The organism is Rhodococcus sp. NPDC019647 (genome assembly GCF_044389235.1).
GTDB lineage: Bacteria > Actinomycetota > Actinomycetes > Mycobacteriales > Mycobacteriaceae > Rhodococcus_F > Rhodococcus_F oxybenzonivorans.
On sequence record NZ_JBIRXS010000009.1, the window covers coordinates 1 to 20404 of the forward strand.

Annotated in this window: 18 protein-coding genes; 3 read left to right on the plus strand and 15 right to left on the minus strand. The window is 66.3% G+C overall.

Annotated elements, in window-relative coordinates; all coding sequences use genetic code 11:
• Window positions 1-220: 220 nt before the first annotated feature.
• Window positions 221-1498, minus strand: a complete 1278-nt coding sequence (gene tyrS, locus ACH49N_RS18210; RefSeq protein WP_358273945.1) for a tyrosine--tRNA ligase — start codon at window positions 1496-1498, stop codon at window positions 221-223.
• 8 nt (window positions 1499-1506) lie between these two features.
• The gene (locus ACH49N_RS18215; protein ID WP_213572326.1) at window positions 1507-2178 is read right to left on the minus strand and encodes a DNA-3-methyladenine glycosylase; all 672 of its coding nucleotides are present in this window, start codon (window positions 2176-2178) and stop codon (window positions 1507-1509) included.
• Between the two features lie 39 nt (window positions 2179-2217).
• Between ACH49N_RS18215 and ACH49N_RS18220 the strand changes: the two genes are divergently transcribed.
• The 3 genes from ACH49N_RS18220 to ACH49N_RS18230 are packed head-to-tail and all read left to right on the plus strand — an operon-like array spanning window position 2218 to window position 4309.
• The gene (locus ACH49N_RS18220) at window positions 2218-2949 is read left to right on the plus strand and encodes an ABC transporter ATP-binding protein (RefSeq protein WP_358273943.1); all 732 of its coding nucleotides are present in this window, start codon (window positions 2218-2220) and stop codon (window positions 2947-2949) included.
• The gene (locus tag ACH49N_RS18225) at window positions 2949-3704 is read left to right on the plus strand and encodes an ABC transporter permease (RefSeq protein WP_250774378.1); all 756 of its coding nucleotides are present in this window, start codon (window positions 2949-2951) and stop codon (window positions 3702-3704) included. The genes ACH49N_RS18220 and ACH49N_RS18225 overlap by 1 nt, the downstream gene beginning before the upstream one ends.
• Window positions 3701-4309 (plus strand): TetR/AcrR family transcriptional regulator, encoded by a 609-nt coding sequence (locus ACH49N_RS18230; protein WP_109329436.1) that lies wholly within the window; start codon window positions 3701-3703, stop codon window positions 4307-4309. Before ACH49N_RS18225 ends, ACH49N_RS18230 begins: the two co-directional genes overlap by 4 nt.
• A gap of 15 nt (window positions 4310-4324) precedes the next feature.
• Here the strand turns inward: ACH49N_RS18230 and ACH49N_RS18235 are convergent, their stop codons facing one another.
• From ACH49N_RS18235 to pheS, 13 genes are all read right to left on the minus strand, one after another.
• Window positions 4325-4537 carry a Trm112 family protein gene (locus tag ACH49N_RS18235; RefSeq protein WP_109329435.1) on the minus strand — a complete coding sequence of 71 codons (213 nt, stop codon included), beginning with the start codon at window positions 4535-4537 and terminating at the stop codon, window positions 4325-4327.
• Between the two features lie 38 nt (window positions 4538-4575).
• On the minus strand, window positions 4576-7560 hold the full coding sequence (locus ACH49N_RS18240) for an acyl-CoA synthetase (protein ID WP_358273942.1): 2985 nt from the start codon (window positions 7558-7560) through the stop codon (window positions 4576-4578).
• 110 nt (window positions 7561-7670) lie between these two features.
• Window positions 7671-9089: an argininosuccinate lyase gene (gene argH / locus ACH49N_RS18245; RefSeq protein ID WP_358273940.1), complete on the minus strand. Its 1419-nt coding sequence runs from the start codon at window positions 9087-9089 to the stop codon at window positions 7671-7673.
• A 2-nt stretch (window positions 9090-9091) separates the two neighbouring features.
• Complete coding sequence (locus ACH49N_RS18250; protein ID WP_109329432.1) at window positions 9092-10291, minus strand: argininosuccinate synthase; 1200 nt, start codon at window positions 10289-10291, stop codon at window positions 9092-9094.
• Between the two features lie 47 nt (window positions 10292-10338).
• Window positions 10339-10857 carry an arginine repressor gene (locus tag ACH49N_RS18255; RefSeq protein ID WP_230990167.1) on the minus strand — a complete coding sequence of 173 codons (519 nt, stop codon included), beginning with the start codon at window positions 10855-10857 and terminating at the stop codon, window positions 10339-10341.
• Complete coding sequence (gene argF, locus ACH49N_RS18260; protein ID WP_317768209.1) at window positions 10854-11801, minus strand: ornithine carbamoyltransferase; 948 nt, start codon at window positions 11799-11801, stop codon at window positions 10854-10856. Before argF ends, ACH49N_RS18255 begins: the two co-directional genes overlap by 4 nt.
• Complete coding sequence (locus ACH49N_RS18265; protein WP_159921891.1) at window positions 11798-12997, minus strand: acetylornithine transaminase; 1200 nt, start codon at window positions 12995-12997, stop codon at window positions 11798-11800. Before ACH49N_RS18265 ends, argF begins: the two co-directional genes overlap by 4 nt.
• On the minus strand, window positions 12994-13920 hold the full coding sequence (argB, locus tag ACH49N_RS18270) for an acetylglutamate kinase (RefSeq protein WP_109329429.1): 927 nt from the start codon (window positions 13918-13920) through the stop codon (window positions 12994-12996). The genes ACH49N_RS18265 and argB overlap by 4 nt, the downstream gene beginning before the upstream one ends.
• Window positions 13917-15158: a bifunctional glutamate N-acetyltransferase/amino-acid acetyltransferase ArgJ gene (gene argJ, locus ACH49N_RS18275; RefSeq protein ID WP_201453568.1), complete on the minus strand. Its 1242-nt coding sequence runs from the start codon at window positions 15156-15158 to the stop codon at window positions 13917-13919. The genes argB and argJ overlap by 4 nt, the downstream gene beginning before the upstream one ends.
• The gene (gene argC, locus ACH49N_RS18280) at window positions 15155-16210 is read right to left on the minus strand and encodes an N-acetyl-gamma-glutamyl-phosphate reductase (RefSeq protein ID WP_159921889.1); all 1056 of its coding nucleotides are present in this window, start codon (window positions 16208-16210) and stop codon (window positions 15155-15157) included. Before argC ends, argJ begins: the two co-directional genes overlap by 4 nt.
• Before the next feature lie 63 nt (window positions 16211-16273).
• Window positions 16274-16672, minus strand: coding sequence for a hypothetical protein (locus tag ACH49N_RS18285; protein ID WP_213572332.1), 399 nt, complete (start codon window positions 16670-16672; stop codon window positions 16274-16276).
• A 44-nt stretch (window positions 16673-16716) separates the two neighbouring features.
• Entirely contained in the window at window positions 16717-19203 is a 2487-nt protein-coding gene (gene pheT, locus ACH49N_RS18290; RefSeq protein ID WP_358273937.1) for a phenylalanine--tRNA ligase subunit beta, read from the minus strand.
• 62 nt (window positions 19204-19265) lie between these two features.
• Complete coding sequence (gene pheS, locus ACH49N_RS18295) at window positions 19266-20336, minus strand: phenylalanine--tRNA ligase subunit alpha (protein WP_358273935.1); 1071 nt, start codon at window positions 20334-20336, stop codon at window positions 19266-19268.
• Window positions 20337-20404: the final 68 nt, after the last annotated feature.

The following is a 20404-nucleotide window of genomic DNA, read 5'->3' on the forward strand; positions in this document are numbered from 1 at the left end:
GGGAAGTTCAGGCGCCTTCGTCCAACCTCGTGTCCCCCGCCTTCCGGCCGGGGTCGGTGTCCGTGTCGCTCTGACTTGGAATAAGTTACGCGACGGATAACGGAGCGTCAAATCCCCAGTTCGGAAAAGTCCGGCGCGTTAAATCCGCAGGTGGAACGCGCACAGCGTCAGCCACCTGCGGATCACGTCCCGAACTTACAACGGTGTGATGCCGGGCACCCTAGCCCGCAACCACCTGGATGCCGGCGAAGTGCCGTTTACCGCGCCGAATCACGAGCCAGGTTCCATGGAGAAGATCGTCGCCCGAGGGGGTCCACTCCTCGCTGCTGATCTTGGTGTTGTTCACCGACGCGCCGCCTTCCTTCACCGCACGGCGGGCAGCGCCCTTGCTCTCGCACAGCCCACTGAGCACGAGCAGATCCACGATGCTGGCAGGCGACCCGGGCGCCAACTCTGCGACCGCCGCTTCGCGGAGCGCCGCAGCCAGCGTCGGTTCGTCGAGATCCCGCAATTCACCCCTGCCGAACAGTGCCTTGCTAGCCAGCTCCACGGCGTGGGTGTTCGCTTCTCCGTGGACCAGAGTTGTCATTTCCGCTGCCAGCCTCCGCTGGGCCTCGCGAGCATGCGGACGTTCAACTGTCGCCGCCTCGAGCTCCGCAAGCTCCTCCGGCGAAAGGAAGGTGAACCATCGCAGGTATTTCACGACATCGGCGTCGCTCGTGTTCACGAAGTACTGGTACCAGGCGTAGGGGCTCGTCATCTCGGGATCGAGCCACAGGCTCCCACCACCGGTCGACTTGCCGAACTTCCTACCGTCGGCGGAGGTCACCAACGGAACGGTGAGTCCGTGCACCGTCGCGGCGTCGATACGGCGGTTCAGGTCGACACCGGCGATGATGTTGCCCCACTGATCCGACCCGCCCACCTGCAACGTGCACCCGTGGCTACGGCGCAGATGGAGGTAGTCGTTGGCCTGGAGCAGCATGTAGCTGAACTCCGTGTAGGACATGCCGTCGGATTCGAGCCTGCGTTTCACCGTGTCCCGCGCCAGCATGACGTTGACCGAGAAGTGCTTGCCGACATCTCGGAGGAAGTCGATCGCCGACAGCTTCCCGGTCCAGTTCATATTGTTCTCGACGACGGCGCCGCTGGGGGAATCGTCGAAGTCGACGAACCGTTCGAGTTGGCCGCGGATGCGATCGGCCCACGCGGCCACCGTGTCGGAGGAGTTCATTGTCCGTTCACCGACATCACGCGGGTCACCGATGAGTCCCGTCGCGCCACCTGCCAGGACCACTGGCCGGTGCCCTGCGCGCTGGAACCGTTTGAGCGCGAGCAGAGGTACCAGGTGCCCGGCGTGCAGACTGGGTCCAGTCGGGTCGAACCCCGCATACAGCGTGACCGGTCCGGCGTCGAGATCACGACGCAATGCGTCCAGATCGGTTGATTGAGCGATCAGCCCGCGCCAGGTCAGTTCATCGATGATGTTCTCAGTCACGTGATCGATCATCCCATCCGCTCGTCGACGGGCATCGCACGCGGGCTTCTCCGATAGGCCGACACGGCAGCGGACTCGGGAATCCAGAAACGCCACGGCCGGTCAGCGGCCGCGCTGACCCCCACCCGGGGACCACTCACCCATCCTTCCGACTCGGTGATCTCGAGCCGGATCGGTGAATCAGCCGCGAACAGCGGCGCACCATTGTCGGCGAGGGTGACGCCGGTGGCCGACCCCAAGTTCCCGGGACCGCGCGCGAAATCAGCGGGCCGGGTGACCCGCGATCGTCGTGCACGGACAGTCTCCGCACCGTCGAGGATTTCACCTGCGCGCAGAAGCACTCCGCCGGCCGTCCCGACCGGCCCGTACGACACATTCATGCAGAAGTGCATTCCGTAGCTGCGGTACACGTACAGGTGTCCGGCAGGGCCGAACATCACCGCGTTCCGCGGCGTCTTCCCCCGATACGAGTGCGATGCCGGGTCCGGCCATGGTCCCTCGGCTTCTCCGCCGTACGCCTCGACCTCGACGATGCGAAGGCGTACGTCCGCGACGATCAAGGTGGACCCCAGCACGATTCTTGCGGCTTCGGTGGGGTGGGCCTCGGCAAGTCGATCGACAGTCACCCTCCGATTGTGCCCAACCGTTGACGCACAGCTCTCCGTGGACGCATAATTCATCAGGCAGTGAATTCACCCAGTGATGAATTGAGGCACGCCATGAACGGCAGCCCTGCGATCGACATCCGGGATCTCCGCGTACGGCGAGGAAAGCACGAGGTCTTGCACGGCGTCGACGTGCAAGTACCGGGCGGGTCCATCACCGGACTTCTCGGTCCTTCCGGGTGCGGCAAAACGACACTGATGCGGTGCGTGGTCGGTACTCAAATCGTGGAGTCCGGTTCCGTCACCGTCCTGGGATCGCCCGCTGGTTCGGTCTCGCTACGGAGCCGAGTGGGGTACGTCACCCAAACACCGAGCGTGTACACCGACCTCACCGTCAAGAAGAACGTCGCTTACTACGCCGCGCTCTACGGCCGGCCGGCAGGTGCGGTCACCGACGCGATCGACGCTGTCGGACTCACCCGGTTCGCCGGCCAGAAAGCAGCGGACCTCTCCGGGGGCCAACTCGGACGAGCTTCACTCGCCTGCGCACTGGTCGCGGACCCGGAGATCCTCGTACTCGACGAGCCCACCGTCGGCCTCGATCCGTTGCTTCGTGTCGAACTGTGGGAGCGGTTCGAGGCCCTCGCTGCCGGAGGAACGACCCTCCTGGTGTCCAGCCATGTGATGGACGAGGCCGAACACTGCGATTCACTGCTCCTGATGCGCGACGGGCACGTACTCGCGCAGGAATCTCCCACCGGCCTGCGCCGCCAGACCGGTGAGTCGAGCCTAGAAGACGCCTTCTTGACCTTGATCCGCACATCACAGGTGGGAAGTGAAAACTGATGAACGCCAGAATCTTCCTCGCGACGGCAGGTCGGATACTCGCACAGTTGCGGGCCGACCATCGCACGGTCGCCATGATCCTCGTGGTACCGAGCCTGCTGATGGTGTTGCTGTATTTCCTGTACCAGAACGTGCCGGCGGCCCCCGGCCAACAATCGCTTTTCGAGCGGGTCGCGATCACGATGCTCGGCATCCTTCCCTTCGTGGTGATGTTCCTCGTCACGTCGATTGCGATGCAACGCGAACGCACGTCGGGAACCCTGGAACGCCTCCTCACGACACCACTGGGCAAACTGGACCTTCTCGGCGGCTACGCGGCAGCCTTTTCCACGGCAGCCGCCGCACAAGCCGCACTGGCCTGCGCCGTCGCATTCGGCTTACTCGGTCTCGACACCGAAGGCAGCGTGAGCTGGGTTCTGCTGATCGCGGTACTGAACGCGATTCTCGGTGTTGCGCTCGGTCTCCTGTGCAGCGCCTTCGCCCGCACCGAGTTCCAGGCCGTGCAGTTCATGCCCGTCATCGTGGTTCCCCAACTGTTCCTGTGCGGGCTGCTCGTCCCCCGCGATCAGCTCCCCACCTGGCTCGAATGGATCAGCAACGTCCTGCCCCTGAGCTACGCCGTCGAAGCGCTCCAACAGGTCGCGACCCACCCGGGTACCACCGGAATCATGTGGCGCGATCTCACCGTGGTCGCCGCCTTCGCACTACTCGCGCTGTCGCTCGGAGCCGCCACACTGAGGCGTCGCACACCATGACGGCACCACGCGCACGAACGCGTTCGGGCCGCAGACCCGGAAATCAGGACACTCGATCTCGGATACTGGCAGTCGCACGAAAGCTGTTCGCACAGAATGGTTTCGACAAAACGAGTGTGCGTGCAGTCGCCCTGAGCGCAGGCGTCGATGCGGCGCTCGTGCATCACTACTTCGGGACCAAACGCCAGCTGTTCCTGGACTCCGTCGACATTCCCGTCGACCCCACCCAGGTGATTGCACCGGTCCTCGACATCCCGACCGACGAGGTCGGGCGCCATCTCGCGGAAGCTGTCTTCTCGGTCTGGGAGTCACCGCACCGACCGGCAGTTGTCGCGGCGTTCCGTTCCGCGATGGCGGGAAACGAACCGACCCTGATCCGAACCTTCCTCGTGGAAGTGGTATTTCGTGACCTCGGCCCGAGAGTCGACGAGCCACCCGGAACCGGGATCCTGCGTATGCAGCTGGTGGCGTCGCAGATGGTAGGGATTCTGGTGACCCGGTACATCCTCGAGTTCGAACCCCTCGCTTCTCTCCCGATCGAGGATCTGGTCGACGTGATAGCGCCGACGCTCCAGCGCTATCTCACCGGACCCGTGCCGGGCTGATTCAACGCGCCGCGATCACGACTGCGCAGATGCCCGGGCGACCAGCTGCTCGTGCTCCTCGGCATCCACGTCCCGCGCCTCGTCGATGAGGAGGACCGGGATCCCGTTCTCGATGGGATAGGCGCGCCGAAGTCGAGGGTTGTAGAGCAACTCGTCTCCGACCAGCAGGAGCGGGCCCTTGTCCTGCGGGCACGCCAGAATGCTGAGCAGTGTCGGATCAATAACCACGGATGTCCTCTCCAACCGTTCGGGTGAGCAGCCTCAGGTTACCGCGCACCAGCGGGCATGCCGGCCGAGCCGTCGTGGAACTGCGCTGCTACTGCTTTCGTCAGCCGTTTGTACTCCTGTGAGGTCGCGTCGAGATACCAGACGCGGGTGCCCGGCTTCGGCAAACCTGCCGCACTCAGACCGTCGGCATTGGGGCGGAACGACGAGCCCAGCGGAATGGTGTCCACCGCATGGACGATGTCGGGACGCCACCCGAACGGGAGTGCTTCGATGGCCTCCGCCACATCGGCCAGCCGTGGCGGGCGTCCGTCGCGGAGGGTGAAGGCCGCAACCGCCAACGTGCTGCCGCCGACCTCGATACCGTAGGCCACGGCCAGGTCGATCCTGTCGACGGCCGCCAGGGCGTCCACGATCGGTTGCGTGAACACAGGTCCTCGGGCGGTGGTGATGACGGTCTTCTTGTGATCGACCAGCCAGTAGTCACCGTCTGCATCGCGGCGAAAGAGGTTTTCCGTCGCGATCCACGCGTCGCCGGCAGCGAAGATGCCCCGCATGGCCACACCGGACATTTCACCGTGCACGCCCGCCTTGCCGAGGAGTAGACCGACCTCGTTGTCCGCACATTCGCGGACGAAGCCCCGGTCGTCTTCGAGCAGACGTCCGGAGATCGGGTCGTATGCGGCCAGTCGCACCTCGGCGCTACCCGGCAACGGCCTGCCTTTGCACCCGATCTTGGCGCCTGCGACGTTCGCGAGAACGACATCACCTTCGGTCGACGCGTAGAACTCCAGCACCTTCGCGGGCGCGAAGCACTCGGTGGTGCGCCGCCACAACCCCTGTGGCATACCGGAACCGAGGAACAGGCGGATCGGGTAGTTACCGAGCAGATCGAGGCTTTCCGCATCGAGGATTTCACGCATCATCGTCCACGTGTAGCTGACGACGGTCACGCCGTAACGCTGGACCTCCTCGGTGAAGCGCTCGGCGTCGAGGCCCTTCGACAGGGCGATACGTGAGCCGCCCGCCACCGCTCCCCCCACTGCCGCGAGGAGACTGGATGAATGATGCAGGGGAGCAATGCAATACACCGTGTCGCCGCGATCGAGATCAGCGGCCGAGGCGGTACCGAAGGCAGACAGCGCCCACCGGTAGTTGGTGATCTGCTTGGTCTCCCAGTGCCCGTTGGATTCACTGCAGATGATGAAGGCCAGCTCTCGTGCCAGCCCGGGGTCGGGCCGGTACCAGCCTGGCAGAGCGACGGACTCCGGGTCGATCTGCTCGAGATCGACGACGTTCGACCCGGGCTCGACATCGAGACTGCGGAGGTCTCCCCCACCGAGGACGAGAACCTGCATCCCGGTGGCGAGGGCGGCGTCGAGATTCTCGGGGTCGGTGACGATGCGTTCGACGCCGTCGATCCGGATAGCGGTGTGGATTTCGCGGCCCGGAGGAAGGAGAACTGCCACGGCGCCGAGCCGGGACAGCGCCGCGATGACAGCCAGCGCACTCGGCCGGGTTTCCATGACCACACCGACGTGTGCAGCGGGCCGCACGCCGGCGGACATCAATCCGCGAACGACATTGTCGATCCGCTGGTTCACCGCCTCGTAGGTATGTACCCGGTTGTCGAAGAGGAAGCACTCACCGTTCGGCGCCTTCCGACGCTGCTCCGCCAGAAGCCGGCTGAGGGAGACCTGAGTGTGCGGTTGCATCTGGCCGAGACGCGCGAGACGCGGAAGAGCGCGCGTGGCCTCACCGGACAGTTCCACTGTGCCGCGAACCGCTCCCGAGGCGAATCCTGTGATCCCCTTGCCGACCCCCACACCGACTTCCGCGACCGAGGCCACCGTGTGGATGATGCGATCGCTGATCGACACTCCGGTCTCGCTGCCGAAGTGTTCGTCGTACCGCATGAGATCCACAGTCGACGGTTTTGGCCCCATACCCTCCTTCCACCGCACCCATTCACCGGTGGTCGGCCATGTGTGCGCGGCCGCCGCTGAACCGACCACGAGCCCGAAATGCCCTACCCTCAAAGTAGATTCGTACACATTGGCACGCGGTGCGGCCCGGCGAATCCCGCGGACCGCCAGCGGCTGCCCAATGTCGTCGACTTCACCGACGAACGCCATGATCGGGCAGGTGAGCTCGGCGAGTGACACGACGCGGTCCTTGATGACGAAACCGCCGGTCATCATCCGGTTGTGGACGATGAACTGCTTGAGCAGCTCCGCCACTGCGGGACCCGACCAGGCAACCCATCCCTCGGTCGCGAGAAACCGGCGCTGTTGTTCCCGTGGGAGGAGCGCCTCCCTGTCGTGCAGCTGCCGAAGAAATTCGAGACGGGACTTGAGGGTCTTCACCGGGTCGAGGAGCTGAAAACCGGTGCGCGCCATCCACCCGGACACCGCGAGACGGTTGAACACATGGTCCGCGAGGAAAGCGGCTGCGTCGCTGGCAAATCCGGCGGGAATTCCGAACGGCAGACCGGCCAGAGTGTCCACGGGGCTGCCGAAGGTGATCAGACTCGCAATGTTGCGACTGCGGCGGTAAGCAGCCGCCTGGTAGGCGAACATGCCACCCTGCGAATACCCCGAGAGATGGACGTCGCGGCCGGTGTGGGCACGGACCTTGTCGATGATCTCGCTGATCGCGACGATGTGATCGGCGAGATTTCTGTCCCATCCCCCCTCTTCGGTGTCCGGCGACCCGAAGTCGACAACCCAGGGATCGATCCCCATTCTGTGCAGGATGCCCACGGCGCCCTGATCGCGGGTCACGTCGTAGACGTCGGCCGACATCATCATCGGCGGCACCAGCACGATGGGAGGGCCGACCTCCGCCGGGTCGGTGTCGGGGAAGTATCGCCGGAGTCGATACATAGGCCGCCGTTCGACCACCTCGAACGGCGAGGTGGTCAGGTCTGTCTCGAGTCCGCCGAGGCGGACTACCTCCAAACCGTTCTGCGCCGTCGCCACTACCCGACGGATCGGGCCCTTTACCGTTTCGGTAGAAAAACCCACGAATACTCTCCCAGACTCTCGAACCGCGACGTACGTCTCACTGCCGCCGCCCTCACCCTACTGCGCCCGACGCGTCACACTGCCCTATTGGAGGGTCGACGACGGAGGCATCACCGGCACCATTCCCGCATGGACTCGGAGAGTCGGCGAACACCACCCAACTGCTCGGCTACCCGGATACCGGCCGTGCCACCGCGGGCGTTGCGCGACGCAATCGAGCCCTCGACCGTGAGCACCTCCCGAACGTCCGGCGTCAGGGAAGGATCGACTGCTGCCAGTTCCTCCTCGGTGAGATCCTCGAGGCCGACACCTCGTGCCTCGGCGACACGCACGCAGGCACCCGCCGCCTCATGGGCGACGCGGAACGGTACGCCCTGGCGTACCAGCCACTCGGCGATATCCGTGGCCAGCGTGAAACCGGCGGGCGCCAATTCCGCCATCCGGTCGGTGTGGAACTCGAGAGTCGAAATCAGCCCGGTGATCGCAGGCAGCAGCATCTCGAGTTGTGCCACCGAATCGAAAACCGGTTCCTTGTCTTCCTGCAGGTCCCTGTTGTAAGCGAGCGGCTGCGCCTTCAACGTGGCCAGCAGACCCGTCAGGTTGCCGATCAGCCTGCCCGACTTTCCGCGAGTCAGCTCGGACACGTCCGGATTCTTTTTCTGCGGCATGATCGACGAACCCGTCGACCAGGCATCGGCCAGCGTGATGTAGCCGAATTCCGGAGTGCTCCAGAGGATGACCTCCTCCGCCATCCGCGACAGATCCACGCCGATCATCGCGAGCACGAACGCGGCCTCGGCCGCAAAGTCCCGCGACGACGTCGCGTCGATCGAGTTCTCGGCCGAAGAGTCGAACGCGAGTTCCGCGGCGATCGCCTCGGGGTCGAGTCCGAGTGAGGACCCGGCGAGCGCCCCCGATCCGTACGGGGACACCGCGGCTCGCACGTCGAAGTCCCGCAGGCGCTGCACGTCTCGCAGCAAGGGGTGCGTGTGCGCCAGCAGATGATGTGCCAGCAGAACCGGCTGCGCGGCCTGCAGGTGCGTCTTGCCGGGCATCACCGCGGACGGATGCGCGGCCGCCTGCGTCGCGAGCGCATCCACGACGTCCAACACCCCGGCCGCGACCCGGCGGACCGCATCCCGCAACCACATGCGAAACAGCGTCGCCACTTGATCATTCCGTGAGCGACCCGCCCGCAGGCGTCCCCCGACTTCCGGGCCGACCCGATCGATCAGGCCCCGTTCGAGGGCGCCGTGCACGTCCTCGTCGGATTCACTCGGACCGAATGTTCCGCTCGCCACATCGGCTGCCAGGCTGTCCAGCCCACCCAGCATCGTCGTGAGGTCCTCGGCACTGAGCAGTCCCGCCTTGTGCAGGACCCGTGCGTGCGCCTGCGACGCCCGCACGTCATACGGTGCGAGAACCCAATCGAAGTGGGTCGACTTGCTCAGGGCCGCCATGGCGGCGGCGGGTCCGGACTCGAACCGACCGCCCCACAACGCACCTTCGTTGGTGCCGTGCGCCGTCATGCCTACAGGCCCAGATCGCGCTTCGCGGCGACCTTCGAGGACAGACCGTGGATCTGCACGAACCCCTTGGCGAACGACTGGTCGAAGGTGTCGCCCTCGTCGTAGGTGGCCAGGTTGAAGTCGTAGAGCGACTGGTTGCTCCGGCGGCCGTTGACGATGATCGCGCCGCCGTGCAGAACCAGGCGGATGTCACCCGAGACGCGCTCCTGGGTCTTCGCGATGAAAGTGTCCAGTGCCACCTTCAGCGGCGAGAACCACAGGCCGTCGTACACCAGCTCGCTCCAGCGCTGCTCCGTCTGCCGCTTGTAGCGGCCGAGTTCGCGTTCCTGCGTGACGTGCTCGAGTTCCTGGTGCGCATTGATCAGCACCATGGCGCCCGGAGCCTCGTAGATTTCGCGGCTCTTGATGCCCACCAGCCGGTCTTCCACGACGTCGAGGCGACCGACCCCCTGAGCGCCGGCGCGACGGTTCAGTTCCTGGATCGCTTCGAGGACCGACACCGGCTTGCCGTCGATCGCGACGGGGCGGCCTTCCTCGAAGCTGATGATCAGTTCGTCCGGGGCCTGCCAGTTGACGGTCGGGTCCTGGGTGTAGTCGTAGACGTCCTTGGTCGGTGCATTCCACAGATCCTCGAGGAAGCCGGTCTCGACCGCGCGGCCCCACACGTTCTGATCGATCGAGAACGGGGACTTCTTCGAGACATTGATCGGGATCTCGTTCTCCTCGGCGAACGCGATGGCCTTCTCACGGGTCCAGGCATAGTCGCGAACGGGAGCGATCACGTCGAGGTCAGGGGCCAGCGAACCGAACCCGACCTCGAAGCGGACCTGGTCGTTGCCCTTGCCGGTGCAGCCGTGCGCGACGGTGGTGCCGCCGTAGGCGCGGGCCGCGTCGACGAGATGCTTGACGATCAACGGGCGGCTGATGGCCGACACCAGGGGGTAACGATCCATGTACAGGGCGTTGGCCTGGATGGTCGGGAGGCAGTACTCGTCGGCGAATTCGTCCCGTGCATCCACCACGACCGACTCGACCGCGCCGCAGTCGAGCGCACGCTGGCGCACGACCTCCATGTCCTCGCCGCCCTGGCCGAGATCGATGGCGACAGCAACAACTTCCTTGCCCGTCTCCTTGCCGATCCAGCTGATGGCGACTGAGGTGTCCAGCCCGCCCGAGTAGGCGAGTACGACGCGATCGGCCATGGTCCTTGTGCTCCTTAGGTTGAAGATCTGTAGAGATGATTCAGTTGTCAGGCGAGGGATTCGATCTTCGCCGCGAGTTCCGCCCCGGTCAGCGGCTCACGGGCCACCACGAGAAGGGTGTCGTCGCCGGCTACGGTTCCCACGACGTCAGGTAATGATGCCCGATCGAGTGCACTCGCCAGATAGTGCGCCGCCCCGGGAGGCGTTCGCAGCACCGCCAGGTTGCCACTCGAGTCCGTGGACACCAGCAACTCCCCCAGCAATCGCGCCAATCTGTCCGTTCCGCCCGAGACTCCGCGCACCGGGTTCCCGTCCTCGGGTACCACGTACACGCCGGCGCCACCGTCGGCCGCGCGCAGCTTGACGGCCCCGAGTTCTTCGAGGTCACGGGAGAGCGTGGCCTGGGTGGCGTCGATCCCTTCGGCGGCCAGCAGGGACGCGAGCTCGGTCTGGCTGCGGACCGGGTTGGTCGAGAGGATCGCCACGATCCGGGCCTGACGCCCTGCCCGCGTCGGCGCGGTCGCCGCGTTGGTGGCACCCACTCGATGTGGCGGAACCGGACTCACGGACGATCCCCGGATCGTTGTGCGAGAAGCCACACCAGAAGCGCCTTCTGCGCGTGAAGCCGGTTCTCGGCCTCGTCCCACACCACGCTCTGCGGTCCGTCGAGCACAGCGTCGGTGATCTCCTCCCCGCGGTGGGCGGGAAGGCAGTGCAGAACCACAGCTTCGGAATCGGCTCGCGCGAGCAGTGCCTCGTCGACCTGGAAAGGGCGGAACGGTCCGACTCTGTCGAGCCCATCGTTCTCCTGTCCCATCGACGTCCACGTGTCGGTCACGAGTGCGTCCGCGCCCGCGACCGCCGAGTGCGCATCGCCCGTAAGCGTGATCGTGGCACCGGTCTCGGCCGCGCGTGCCCGCGCCACCTCGACTACCCACGGCAACGGCGCGAATCCGTCCGGGCTGGCGATCGTGACGTCGACGCCCGCGGTGACTCCGCCGAGCATGAGGGAGTGGGCCATGTTGTTGGCGCCGTCCCCGAGGTAGGTCAGTTTCAGACCCTTCAACGATCCCTTCCGCTCGGCCAGTGTCTGGAGGTCGGCCAAGACCTGACAGGGATGGAACTCGTCGGACAGGGCGTTCACGATCGGAATGCTCGCCCCGGAGGCCATCGACTCCAGGCGCTTCTGCCCGAACGTCCGCCAGACGACTGCGTCGACGTACCTCGACAGCACCCGGCCGGTGTCCTGGAGTGTCTCCTCGCGGCCGAGCTGGGTGCTGCGTCCGTCGACCACCACGGCGTGGCCGCCCAGTTGGGCGATGCCCATCTCGAACGAAAACCGGGTACGGGTGGAGTTCTTTTCGAAGATGACGCCGACACCGCGCGGGCCTTCGAGCGGGCGCTCCGCGAAGGGATCCTTCTTGAGCCGGGCTGCGAGGTCGAGAACCTCGGCCTGCTGGGCAGGGGTCAGGTCGTCGTCCCGTAGGAAGTGTTTCACCACGATCGTCACTGCTTTCCCGGCTGAGCGGCCGATTGCGCGTTGTCGAGGATTGCGGGCAGTGCCGCAACGAAGCCTTCGGCCTGATCGTCGGTCAGCACCAGCGGTGGAGCCAACCGGATGACACCGGGCTGTGCAGCATTGAGCAGGTAACCGGCCTCGCGCGCCGCGTTCTCCACTGCGGGTGCGACGTCCCGGGTGAGGACGATGCCGAGCAGCAACCCGGCGCCGCGGACGTGGTCGACCAAGGGGTGTCCGAGCCCCTCGATACCCGCAGACAGCGACTTCCCCAGTGCGTCGGCGCGGGAGACGAGGTCTTCCTCGGCGATCGTGCGGAGCACGGCGAGCGCCGCGGACGCGCACACCGGGTTCCCGCCGAAGGTGGTGCCGTGTTTACCGGGACCGAACAGATCTGCGGTCGCGCCCGTGGCGATACAGGCGCCGATCGGCATTCCCCCACCGAGTCCCTTTGCCAGCGTCATGACGTCGGGAATGATGCCGACGGACTGATGGGCATAGAACCAACCGGTCCGGCCGATCCCGGTCTGCACCTCGTCGAGCACCAGCAGCGCACCGCGGTCCGCGGTGATCTTCCTTGCACCGACCAGATACCCCTCCGGAGGAACGACGACGCCGCCCTCACCCATCATGGGTTCGAGGAAGACCGCCGCGGTGTCTTCGTCGACGGCGCGGTCCAGCGCATCGAGATCGCCGTACGGCACGTGCTCGACACCGGGCGGCATCGGCTCGAACGGGGCACGCTTGGCTGCCTGCCCGGTGAGCGCCAGCGCGCCCATGGTGCGGCCGTGGAAGGAGTTCTCCGCGGCGATGATCTTGGAGCGACCTGTCGCGCGGGCGAGCTTGAAAGCCGCCTCGTTGGCCTCGGTCCCCGAATTGCACAGGAAGACCCGGCCGGGTGCGCCCAGGTGCGAGAGCAATTCCTCCGCCAGGGCGATCGCGGGTTCGCTGGCATAGAGGTTGGACACATGTCCCAGCGTCGACAGCTGGTGGGTGACCGCCTCGATGATCGCCGGATGCGCGTGTCCGAGGATGTTGACAGCGATGCCGGCGAGAAGGTCCACGTACTGCTTACCCTCTGCGTCCGTCAGCACCGCGCCACGGCCGCCCGTAAGCGCGACCCGGGGGACGCCGTACGTGTTCATCAGCGCGCCCGACCACCGCTGCTGAAGTTCCGGAGTTCCGGTCATGACACAACTCCCTCGGTAGATGACGACGGTGTCGGGGTCACCATGGTTCCGATGCCCTCACCGGTGAAGAGTTCGAGCAGCACCGAATGTGGGATGCGCCCGTCGATCACGTGCGCGGTGGGTACACCGCCGCGGACAGCCCGGAGGCAGGCCTCCATCTTCGGCACCATTCCGGCGTCGAGACTCGGCAAGAGCTGGGCCAGCGCCGCAGCGTCGATCTGCGTGGCCAGCGAATCCCGATCCGGCCAGTTGGTGTACAGCCCCTCGACGTCGGTAAGGACGACCAGCTTCTCGGCACCGATTGCCTCGGCGAGCGCCGCTGCCGCCGTGTCGGCGTTGATGTTGTGCACGACGCCGTCCGAATCGGGCGCGATGGTGGAGACCACCGGTATCCGGCCGGCATGGATCAGGTCGAGCACCGCGTCCGGACTGACCGTCGTGACGTCACCGACGAGGCCGATGTCGGTGGGATTCCCGTCGACCATCACGGTGCGCTTGGTCGCAGTGAACAGATGGGCGTCCTCGCCGGAAATGCCGACCGCGTAGGGCCCGTGCGCATTGATCAGGCCCACGAGTTCGCGGCCGACCTGGCCGAACAACACCATCCGTACCACGTCCATCACCTCGGGCGTGGTGACCCGGAATCCACCCTTGAATTCGCCGGTCATTCCGAGCTTGGCGAGCATGGCATTGATCTGAGGTCCGCCGCCGTGCACGACGACCGGGTGGATTCCCACCGTGCGGAGAAACGCCATGTCGGCCGCGAACGCCGTCTTCAGTGCGTCGTCGATCATGGCGTTGCCGCCGTACTTCACGACCACGACCTTGCCACGGAACTGCTGCAGCCACGGCAGGGCCTCGGCGAGCACGTGTGCCTTCTGGTGATCGGTGATTCCGACCAGTGTTTCGCTGCCCGGGGTCATGACGAGTACGCCGAGTTCTCTTCGACGTAGGCGTGTGAGAGGTCCGTGGTCCGGATGGTCACGGCATGCGCGCCGACACCCAAGTCGATGTCGAGGGCGATGTCGACACCGCTCAGATCCACGTCACGGGCGCCGGGCGCACCGACCCCGTCGATACAGACCGGGGACCCATTGAACGAAACCGCGATCTTGTCCGGGTCCAACTCGATCGGTGCGATACCGATGGCGGCGAGCACACGCCCCCAGTTGGGGTCGGAGCCGAAGATTGCCGTCTTGACGAGGCTGTCGCGGGCCACGGTTCGGGCACCGATCAGGGCGTCGTTCTCGCTCGCGGCTCCACGGACGGTGACGCGCACCCGCTTGGTGACTCCCTCCGCGTCGGCCATCATCTGGTCGGCGAGGTCGTCACACACCGCGGTGACCGCGGCATCGAGTTCCGCCTGGCTGGGGGCGACGTTGCTCGCACCCGACGCCAAGAGCAGCACAGTGTCGTTGGTCGACGTCGCACCGTCGACATCGAGGCGGTCGAAAGTCACGCGGGTGGCCGCACGCAGAGCCGCATCGAGTTGGGCGGCGGTGGCCACCGCATCGGTGGTGATGACGCAGAGCATGGTGGCCAGCGCGGGGGCGAGCATGCCGGCGCCCTTCGCCATCCCGCCGACATTCCACTTGTCAGCGTGGTGCAAGGCCGACTGTTTCGGAACGGTGTCGGTGGTCATGATGGCGTAGGCCGCGTCCGTGCCACCCGAGATGCCGCCGGCCAGTTCGTGCACCGCCTCGGTGACGCCGGGAAGAAGCTTGTCCATGGGCAGCCGGTCGCCGATCAGACCCGTCGAGCACACCGCGACCTCGACCGCGCCGGTCTCGGTTCCCCAGTTACTGAGCGCGGACGCGACTTCCTCGGCCGTCCTGTGCGTGTCCTGGAATCCGCCCGCGCCCGTACAAGCGTTGGCCCCACCGGAGTTGAGTACGACTGCGCGCAGCCGGCCCGTCGTCAGGACTTGCTGTGACCACAGCACCGGGGCCGCCTTGACCTTGTTGGTGGTGAACACCCCCGCAGCTGCGAGCTCGGGACCTTCGTTGAGCACGAGCGCGAGATCGGCGTTTCCGTTGGCCTTGATGCCCGCCTTGATCCCCGACGCCCGGAACCCGGCCGGACCGGACACCCCTTGGGTGCGGACGAGTTTGCCGCCCGCGATGTCGCGGGTGTAGGCGGTGTCGATTCTGTCGTTGCTCACGGTGCGACTCCCACTGTCGAAAGCCCGGCGGTCTCGGGTAACCCGAGCGCGAGATTCATCGATTGCACGGCCCCTCCGGCCGTGCCCTTGGTCAAATTGTCGATCACGGCGACGACGACGAGCTGACCGGCGTCCGCATCGACTGCGACAGCGATCTGAACGGCGTTGGACCCGGTGACCGCGCCCGTCTGCGGCAGCATTCCCGCCGGAAGCACGTGCACGAAAGGTTCGTCGGCGTACGCCTTTTCGTAGATTGCCCGAATCTCGTCCTCGGATGCGGTGGTCACTGCCGTGCACGTGGCGAGGATGCCGCGGGGCATCGGCGCCAGCACCGGGGTGAACGACACGGTGACCCGTTCACCTGCGAGTGCGGACAGGTTCTGAATGATCTCCGGAGTGTGCCGGTGTACGCCGCCGACTCCATAGGCGCGCACCGAGCCCATCACCTCGGAGCCGAGTAGATCCGCCTTGGGTGCGCGGCCCGCACCGGACGCCCCGGTGACCGCGACGATCGTGACACGTGGTTCCACGACACCGGCCGCGACGGCGGGGGCCAGCGCCAGGCTCGACACCGTCGGGAAGCAGCCGGGCACGGCGATCCGTGTCGCTCCGGTGAGCTTTTCGCGCGCACCGGGTAGCTCGGGAAGTCCGTAGGGCCAGCTGCCGGCATGTGGGCTCTTGTAGTACCGCTCCCAGTCGTCGGCGTCGGAGAGCCGGAAGTCGGCGCCGCAGTCGATGATCACGGTGGATTCGGGCAGGGCCTTCGCGTATTGCGCCGAATTGCCGTGGGGCAAACCGAGGAAGACGACATCGTGGCCGCTGAGAGTCTCGACTGTGGTGTCCTCGAGAATGCGGTCGGCGAGCGGGAGGAGATGCGGGTGATGTGAGCCGAGACTCGATCCGGCGCTACCGCCGGCGGTGAGCGCGCCGATGAGGAGGGACCCGTCGGCGTAGGACGGGTGCCCCAGCAGCAGACGCAACACCTCGCCTCCGGCGTATCCGCTCGCGCCGGCGACGGCAATCCTGATCGGTTTTCCCGCGTGCTCAGTCATACGATTGATTATGCATCATCATGCAAGCTAATTCACGTCTGGGTGACCCCGAGCCGTGATCGGTCACTGCTTGCCGAGTGACCGCCTGATCTCATCCAGTTTGGCCTTGCCGGCTTTCTTCCGCGCTTCCCACTGTTCGTCCACCGATCGGCCGGACGGGCTTTCGTGCGCTAGTTCCGCCGACCCGATCGCCGTACCGACCCGCTCCTCGATCCGATCCCGCACACGATCGAACGTCGGGACGCCCCCCGCGGTGTAGTCGGGCTCGGGCAACCGCGGAGTGGTGTCCGGCACGATCTCCGCGGTGACGGGGTCTTCCGTCGGGACCGCGCTTCCGACGTCGACGGCGGCGAGGAGTGCCCCGAGGCCGGGGCGACCGGCGGCGACTGCCCGCACCACCGCGAGGAACTCGGCGTCGGTCAGCTCACTCGCCGCTGCTACGACGTCGCGCACTTCGGCCATCTGTCCCGCTCCTCACGCCCCCGCTGTGGTTCCCAGGCTACGGGTCAGCTGCGCAATTCGGCACCCACCGAGGCTGCGGCGGCCGCGACCGCAGCGTCGCGGGCTGCACTCGCCTCGTCCTCGGTCAGCGTGCGGTCCGCTCCGCGGAACCGGAGTGCGAAGGCGAGCGACTTCCTTCCGGGCCCGACCTGGTCCCCCTCGAAGACGTCGAACAGACGGATGTCCTCGAGAAGTTCACCGCCACCCGAACGCAGAGCCTCTTGCACGGTGGCCGCGGGCACGGTGGCATCGACGACGACCGCGACGTCCTGCAGCACAGCAGGGAATGGCGACACCTTCGGGGCGGGAAGATTCTCCACGAGTGGAAGGGTGTCGAGGTCGATTTCGACAGCGCACGTGCGCGGCGGCAACCCTGCCCGCTCGAGGACAGCGGGGTGAAGCTCACCGGCATGCCCGACGACGACCCCGTCGAGCAACAACTCCGCGCCGCGTCCCGGGTGCCACGGTAGATACTGCGTCGCGCGGAACTCGAGTTCGACTCCTGCTGCGGACGCGACTGCGCGAGCGGCAGCGAATGCATCACTCGCTTCGGCGGGGCGACCCGGGCCCCAGGGTCCGCTCGGTTCGCGCATCCCGGTGAGCACGGCTCCGACGTGTACCGGCTGCGCCGGCAGCGACTGCAGCAACTCGGCAATCTCGTCGTCCGTCGGCCGGCGATCGACCGGGAGGACACCGACCGGCTTCGTGTCGGGACCGGGCAACACGACCTGCGCGATGCCGAAAAGCGACAGGTCGCGCTGGCCGCGGGAGACGTTGCGAGCAAGAACCTCGAGGAGCCCGGGCAACAGGGTCGTCGCCAACTCCGGGCGGTCCGACTCGAGCGGGTTGAGCACCCTGACGGTGTTTCGGCGCGGATCTTCCGGGTCCAGTCCCCACGAGTCGAAGACGGCAGCGGGAAGGAATACCGGCGGAAGCACCTCGACGTATCCGGAGAAGGCGAGCGCCCTGCCGACGGCGCGCTTGCGGCGCTGGGCGGGTGTCAATCCGCGGCCGGCAGGCGCCGCGGGAAGCACCGACGGGATCTGCTCGAGCCCCTCGAGACGCAGTACCTCCTCGACGAGGTCGGCGGGCTGGACGAGGTCGGGCCGCCACGAGGGCGGGGTGGCCACCAACTGCCCTTGCCCACCGTCGCTGACGCCGACTTCGACGTCGCAACCGATCTGCGTCAGCCTGCGTGCCGCCGTGCCGTTCGGGTAGGTCACCCCGGCGACGCGGTCCGGCAGGTCGATGTCCATCCGGATCGGCGCTGTGCCGGTGACCCCACCGACATCGGTGAGGACCGGCTCGATGCGTCCGCCGGCGATCTCGACCAGTAACGACGCCGCGCGGTCGAGGGCGGCCACAGGGATCCGAGGGTCGACCACGCGCTCGAATCGCTTGCTCGCCTCGCTGGACAACTTGTGCCGACGTGCCGTCTTGAACACCGCAAGCGGATTCCAGGTGGCCGCTTCGAGGAGGATGTCGGTGCTCGCGGAGTTGACCTCGGTGGTCGCTCCACCCATGACACCGGCGAGAGAGATGACGCCGGAGTCGTCGGCGATGACGACGTCCTCGGGGTCGAGGACCCGCTCGACCTCGTCCAGGGTGGTCAATTTCTCGCCGTCCACCGCTCGGCGCACCACGAGGTCGCCGCTGATCTTTGCGGCATCGAACGCGTGTAGTGGCTGACCCAACTCGAGCAACACGTAGTTGGTGACGTCGACGGCCGGCGAAATAGGCCGGACCCCCGACAGCAACAGGCGTCGCTGCAGCCACCACGGGCTGGCCGCCGTCGGATCGATACCCGTGACCCGCCGTGCGGCGAACCGGGTGGCCTGCGTGTCGGGGTCGACGCGCACGGGCCATGCCTCGCCCTCGGCGGGATATGCAGGCACCACCGCAGGGTCGAGGTACTCGAGATCGAACCCACACGCGAGTTCACGGGTCAGCCCGCGCACCGAGAAGCAGTAACCACGGTCCGGCGTGATGTTCAGCTCGATGATGGTGTCGTCCAGACCCAGCAGAGCATTCGCGTCGGCACCCGGAGCCGCGGCCCCCGGCTCGAGTACCAGAATTCCCGAGTGGTCCTTGCCGATGCCGAGTTCGGCCACCGAGCAGATCATTCCGTCGGAAACCTGCCCGTACGTCTTGCGGGACGCAATCGCGAAGCCGCCCGGAAGCACTGCGCCGGGAAGTGCGACGATCACCAGATCGCCCTCCGCGAAGTTACGGGCACCGCACACGATGCCCTGCGGTTCCGGTCGACCGACGTCGACTTTGCAGAAGCGGATGGGCTTCTTGAACTCAGTGAGCTCGGTGATCTCGACAACCTTGCCGACGACGAGCGGGCCGTCGACGGCCTCGAGGCGATCGACCTCCTCCACCTCGAGACCGACGCGGACGAAGCCCGCGTCCAACTCCTCCGCGGTGACGCCCCACTCCGGGGTGGCACGCTGCAGGATCTCGGTCAGCCAGGATTGCGCTACTCGCACGTCTGCTCAGCTCTCTCGTTCGTGAAATGTCGTGACTGTGGACGGATGCGGCGCGATCGCGCTCAGCCCTGGACGCCGAAGGGCAGCGTGAACCGCACGTCACCCTCGACGATGTCGCGCATGTCCGGGATGCCGTTCCGGAACTGCAGCGTGCGTTCGAGACCCATACCGAACGCGAAGCCGCTGTACACGTCGGGGTCGATCCCGCAGGCGCGCAACACGTTCGGGTTGACCATCCCGCAGCCACCCCACTCGACCCAACCGGCGCCGCCCTTCTTGTTCGGGAACCAGACATCCACCTCCGCGGAGGGTTCCGTGAAGGGGAAGTAGTTGGGACGCATCCGGGTTCGGGTGTCCGAGCCGAACAGCGCCCGGGCGAAGGCGTCGAGCGTGCCCCGCAGGTGGGCCATCGTGAGGCCCTTGTCGACGGCGAGGCCCTCAACCTGATTGAAGACAGGGGTGTGCGTGGCGTCGAGTTCGTCGGTGCGGAAGGTTCGTCCGGGGCAGACCACATAGATGGGAAGTTCCCGGGAGAGCATCGTGCGCACCTGAACCGGCGACGTATGCGTGCGCAGTACCTGACGCGACCCCTCCGGGGCGATGTGGAAGGTGTCCTGCATCGTCCGCGCGGGATGGTCGGGAAGGAAGTTGAGCGCGTCGAAGTTGAAGTGCTCGGTTTCTACTTCCGGCCCTTCGGCGACCTCCCACCCCATGCCCACGAACACGTCCGCGACCTGTTCGGAGATGATGCTGATCGGGTGCCGGGCCCCTACCGGCTGACGCTGCGACGGCAACGTGACGTCGATGGCCTCGGCGACGAGCACTGCAGCATCACGTTCGGCCAGCAGAACGGCGCGCCGATCGTCGAAAGCCGCGCTGATCCGGGTGCGGGCGACGTTGACGCGCTTCCCTGCGTCGGCCTTCTCCTTACCCGGAAGGGCTCCGAGTCCACGGCGAGCGAGGGCGATGGGCGACTTGTCCCCCAAGTGGTCGACTTTCGCCTTGGCAAGGTCGTCCAGGTTCGCGGCGGCGGAGAATGCTTTCTCGGCGTTTTCCGCTGCCGCAGTCAAGGCCTCTTCGGTGAGCGCACTCGCATCGACCTCGGGTGACGCAGCGCCCTCTTTTTTAGCCACGACCGGTGCCACTCCTTCAGTTCTTCTCGGCAGACTCTCGACGAGCCGAAACGGCCCCTCGGGAGAAT

Bases quoted from the DNA above. Each gene is read 5' to 3' on its own strand.
- argC (WP_159921889.1), bottom strand. From the start codon at position 16,210: ATGACTGAGCACGCGGGAAAACCGATCAGGATTGCCGTCGCCGGCGCG.
- ACH49N_RS18225 (WP_250774378.1), top strand. From the start codon at position 2,949: ATGAACGCCAGAATCTTCCTCGCGACGGCAGGTCGGATACTCGCACAG.
- ACH49N_RS18215 (WP_213572326.1), bottom strand. From the start codon at position 2,178: ATGAATTATGCGTCCACGGAGAGCTGTGCGTCAACGGTTGGGCACAAT.
- argB (WP_109329429.1), bottom strand. From the start codon at position 13,920: ATGACCCCGGGCAGCGAAACACTGGTCGGAATCACCGATCACCAGAAG.
- ACH49N_RS18250 (WP_109329432.1), bottom strand. From the start codon at position 10,291: ATGGCCGATCGCGTCGTACTCGCCTACTCGGGCGGGCTGGACACCTCA.
- ACH49N_RS18285 (WP_213572332.1), bottom strand. From the start codon at position 16,672: ATGGCCGAAGTGCGCGACGTCGTAGCAGCGGCGAGTGAGCTGACCGAC.
- ACH49N_RS18265 (WP_159921891.1), bottom strand. From the start codon at position 12,997: ATGACCGGAACTCCGGAACTTCAGCAGCGGTGGTCGGGCGCGCTGATG.
- ACH49N_RS18220 (WP_358273943.1), top strand. From the start codon at position 2,218: ATGAACGGCAGCCCTGCGATCGACATCCGGGATCTCCGCGTACGGCGA.
- argH (WP_358273940.1), bottom strand. From the start codon at position 9,089: ATGACGGCGCACGGCACCAACGAAGGTGCGTTGTGGGGCGGTCGGTTC.
- ACH49N_RS18230 (WP_109329436.1), top strand. From the start codon at position 3,701: ATGACGGCACCACGCGCACGAACGCGTTCGGGCCGCAGACCCGGAAAT.